At 39.7% G+C, this 4,297-nt stretch carries 5 protein-coding genes; 3 read left to right on the forward strand and 2 right to left on the reverse strand.

What is annotated here, in order from left to right:
- Together ASU31_RS26905 and ASU31_RS26910 are read right to left on the reverse strand one after the other, a co-directional pair.
- Positions 1-482 (reverse strand): phytanoyl-CoA dioxygenase family protein (locus ASU31_RS26905; protein WP_167346256.1); only part of this gene is annotated, 482 nt, incomplete at its 3' end.
- Positions 483-772: 290 nt separating this feature from the next.
- Positions 773-1,135, reverse strand: coding sequence for a nuclear transport factor 2 family protein (locus tag ASU31_RS26910; protein ID WP_057935321.1), 363 nt, complete (start codon positions 1,133-1,135; stop codon positions 773-775).
- A gap of 369 nt (positions 1,136-1,504) precedes the next feature.
- Here ASU31_RS26910 and ASU31_RS26915 point away from each other — a divergent pair, with 369 nt between their 5' ends.
- The 3 genes from ASU31_RS26915 to ASU31_RS26925 all read left to right on the forward strand — a co-directional run.
- A complete protein-coding gene (locus tag ASU31_RS26915) occupies positions 1,505-2,071 on the forward strand; it encodes an RNA polymerase sigma factor (RefSeq protein WP_167346257.1) in 567 nt (188 codons plus the stop codon).
- Positions 2,072-2,162: 91 nt separating this feature from the next.
- Entirely contained in the window at positions 2,163-3,245 is a 1,083-nt protein-coding gene (locus ASU31_RS26920; protein WP_057935323.1) for a FecR family protein, read from the forward strand.
- A 154-nt stretch (positions 3,246-3,399) separates the two neighbouring features.
- Positions 3,400-4,297: STN domain-containing protein (locus tag ASU31_RS26925; RefSeq protein ID WP_245224625.1), on the forward strand; the 898-nt coding region annotated here is incomplete at its 3' end.

The following is a 4,297-nucleotide window of genomic DNA, read 5'->3' on the forward strand; positions in this document are numbered from 1 at the left end:
ATGGGTCTGGTGCGTGTCCAATAAGAATAGTCCTGGTGCCAGGCTACAACTCCTCCGTGTTTTGCTGGTTTACAGAACAATTGATCGTGCCAGAAACGTACGCCCTTATTGCCTAAAATCTGACTGGCCGCCATCGCGAAAGCCGGATTCCATATCACATCATGAAAGCTTTCGGTAATGCGCCAGGCGCCTAAAGCATGAAATAATACTGAATTAGGATCTGTAGATTCATTACTGTGAAACTCGTGAAACAGCCCATTTAACGGGTGCACAGGATCTATAATTTCTGTTAATTCTTTGTTCAGCCGCTCAACCTGCCATTCCTCCAATAACTTTACATCACTAACGTATCCAAAGGTATTAAAAAAATCAAGTTGCTCATTGCTGAGCTTGTACTGTTCCCAATCAGAAGCTTTTGTAGGCCATTTAAACAGGTCGGAAATGAGTTGGTGTTTTTTTGAAAGGTCTTGCTGATTAGGCATTGTTATCAATTTTATATGTTTTATGGTTAGAAATTGCTCGTTAATTAAAGGTAATAAAACATTCTCCTTCATAGAACAGGCAAAGCAAATTTGATTTTAATTATTTTTTGCCCGATAAGCGGTGCTTTGTGATTAATGCGATGTAACCAATTTTTGATAACACGTGATAAATATTTAACACTGAATTAATAATCGGTCATTAGTTTTGCGGTATAAATATTTGGTTAGTATTTATAAGTTTAGGTTAGTTGATTATAAAAGCCCAGATGGATATCTGGGCTTTTTATATTTTAACCCATGCGGTAGAAAAACTCGTCGGCTACGATTTTTCCGTCCTTAACCTCATAAACACAGATTTCACTCATGGCCATTCTTCCATGGGCTTTATAGGTGGCATCAATGTTCATTACAATAGCAAAATGATTGTCTGCTACAATTGGTTCTGAGCAAGAAGAGCTATGTATCTCTTCAACACTTTCTTCCCATTGTATCGTTTTCTTTTTAACGGCATCTTTGCCTTCTGTTAATTCCATTGGCGAGCCTTTTGGCTCTTTACTTACCACGTTGTCTGCATAAAGTTCATCAATGGCTTGTTCGTGTTTGCCTTCACGGCAAAGCTGCACCAGTTTGTCAGCTACTTCCTGAGTATTCATATGCTTATATTTAGTTATACTCTAAGTTATCTAAAAATAAACGCTTTACCTGTTTAAAAGGTTTTAAGTTTAGGTTAACTTGAAGTGTTAACGAGGAAGATTGCAGCCATCCAAATCCGTGATAAAATTAGTCTTACGTAAATAGGATTACGATCACAGAAACTGGTAAAATATTGATCACACAAAACATTTTAAGCTCCCCATTTCGGGGTTTAACAAATTGTTAATCCTGGCTTGCCCTTAAATTTAAACGGATAATGTAGGTTGCGGCTTAAACATCCCGGGTCTAAATTTTTTTTCTTAATATTGACATAACGTTCAGATCCTTGGTATATCGACCGGATGTATATACCTAAAAAACAGCAAACGATGTCGAAAGAGGCATATAGAGATTTATGGACATCATTTATTAACGGCGACGATGGCGCCATGAAACTGTTGTATACGGAGTTTGCTGATATGCTTTATTCTTTCGGACTCAGGTTTACCACAGATACCGAACTGGTAAAGGATGCAATACAAGACCTTTTTGTTGACCTCTTTAAGTATCACCGTACACTTGCTATAGAGGTAAATGTAAAATCCTATCTTTTCACCTCGCTTAAAAGGAAGATATGTTTGGTGCTGAAAAAGAGAGCAGCCGAGATTAACCAGCATTTTGAAATCCCTTTCTTGTTATCAGGTAGCATGGAAGAGCAAATAATAAACGATGAACGGCAATCTGAGTTATTGGGAAAACTCAGCAGGCAACTTGAACTGCTCCCTAGCAGACAGAAAGAAGCACTTTACCTTCGGTTCAATTCAGAACTGGATTATGAAGAGATTTCAGCTATTATGAATGTTTCTTTAGAGACCTGTAGAACTTTAGTATATCGAGGAATAAAGCAGCTACGCGAGCGTATGGTGGTAAGCCACATCTATAAAATACTGGCCTGAGCGTCTTTCTGGTGCCTTTTTGAAAATATTTTCAATTTATCGTCTATAAAATTCCGATTCTTCACTCTGTGGTTTATTATATAGTATATACATGGATTCGAAGAACAGATACAGGGCCGAGGATTTACTTTCAGGGCGTATACCCCAGGGAGAAGAAGACCACATTTCGGATAGTGAACGCGAACTGGCAGATGAGATTAAGATAGCAGTTAAAAGTGCCGGGCAGGAAAAACTGGAGCCATTGGAAGCGGCAGCGCTTTGGGAGAAAATAGCAGAAAGTACAACACTTAAGACTAAAAGAGTCTCACTTAAACCGTATTTACAGGCCGCCGCAGTGCTGTTGGTAGCGTTTGGAATCGGATTTTGGCAATACAGCAAAAATACACCCACCCATAAGTTGATGGAATTTGCAGCGCAGAATCTGAATAAAAAAAGTCCTGATGCGATAATAGAAATCTCAAAAGATAAAACGAATAAAGGTACGGATATATCCTTGCACGATGATATCATTACTACAAACGATTATAACACAGTAGTGGTTGGCGAGGGCAGGCGTTCTGCCATTAGTCTTCCCGATGGCACAAAAGTATGGTTAAACTCAGGCTCAAAACTAATCTATCCGATAAACTTTCAAGGCGATACCAGAGAAGTATATCTGGAGGGCGAAGGTTATTTTGATGTCAGGCACGATAAACAACATCCTTTTTTTGTAAGGGCAAAACACATGGAAATAAAGGTTTTGGGAACAGAATTTTATGTGAGTTCCAATACAGAAAGCGATCAGAATTATGCCGTATTGGTTCAGGGCAGTATCGCCTTTTCTACAGGCAACTGGTTAAACAGGGTCGAAAAGAAATTGGTGCCCGGACAACAGATTAGCATTGATGCTAAAAATAACAACGTTCACATTTCGCAGGTTAAAACAACCGAATTCGAAGCCTGGAAAGCAGGTTATGTGGATATGCAGAGCGAACCCCTTGATGAAATTATACAGCGCATAGCCAGATACTACCATATCGAAATCAGCACAGGCGGATTGGACCTTTCCGGAGAGCGATTCTCTGGAAGACTCGACCTGCAGCGCAGCGTGGCTGATGTGATACAAACCTTATGTTTAGGTACACCATATACCTACAATGATAGCGAAAGGAGGTTGGAACTGAAAAAACGCTAACTAACTTGATAAAAAAAGGAGATGCGGCAACATCTCCTTCAAACAATAACCAATTCAAGCTATTATTTAACTCATTAACAAAAATATGAAAAAACTTCATGTATGTGAACCTCATGCACGCTATTTCAGGCTCAAAACTAAAATAATAAGAACTATGAAAGTAACGATGGTTTTATTATGGATAGGAATGATGAGCGCTTATGCCAGTACCAGCGCCCAGGAAAAGATGGATATAGACCTCCTTAAGGGTAATCTGCCACAGTTATTTCAGCAGATACAGAAGCAGAGCAATTATCAGATTATTTATAAAGACGATTTCATCAAACTCAACAGATACGAAGAACTTAACCTGAAGCTGAACAATAAGACCTTAAAAGAAATCCTCGACCTTGCGCTAAGAGATAGCGGCCTAACGTATGCAATATCAGGCAGGCAGGTAGTTATCCTCTCAAAAGAAAGAAGTAAAAGTGTACCTCAAGATAGTTTACTCACCTTAAGGGGGCGTGTATACGATACCCACGAACCACCAGGGGTATTACCCGGGGTAAGTATCCGGATAAAAGGCTCGTCTAGCGGAACGAGCACTGATGGAGACGGATATTTCACTATAAAGGCCAGAAAAGGCGATGTTTTGGTCTTTTCAATGGTTAGTTTTTCTAGTTTTGAATATACGGTGGTAAAGGCAGACCGAAGTCTTAACTTATCACTAAAGGAAAATGTTTCTGCCCTAAATGAAGTGGTCGTAGTTGGTCTTAACGAGCAGCAGAAAAAACATATTGCCAGTTCTATTGCTTCATTAAATGTTAAATCGAATATTGAGGGGAAACCCATTACTACGCTCTCACAATCGTTACAGGGCGGGGTTACCGGGATAAACGTAACGCAATCATCTGGTCTTCCGGGAGGAGATGCTGCGGCCATCAAAATCAGAGGAATAAGCACATTGGGCAACTCCGATCCATTAGTACTTGTAGATGGTATACCGATGGATATGAACCATATAGATCCGGTTACCGTTGAGAGTGTTACGGTGCTTAAAGATGCTGCTGCGG

The sequence above is a fragment of the Pedobacter ginsenosidimutans genome (assembly GCF_001442625.1).
Taxonomy (GTDB): domain Bacteria; phylum Bacteroidota; class Bacteroidia; order Sphingobacteriales; family Sphingobacteriaceae; genus Pedobacter; species Pedobacter ginsenosidimutans.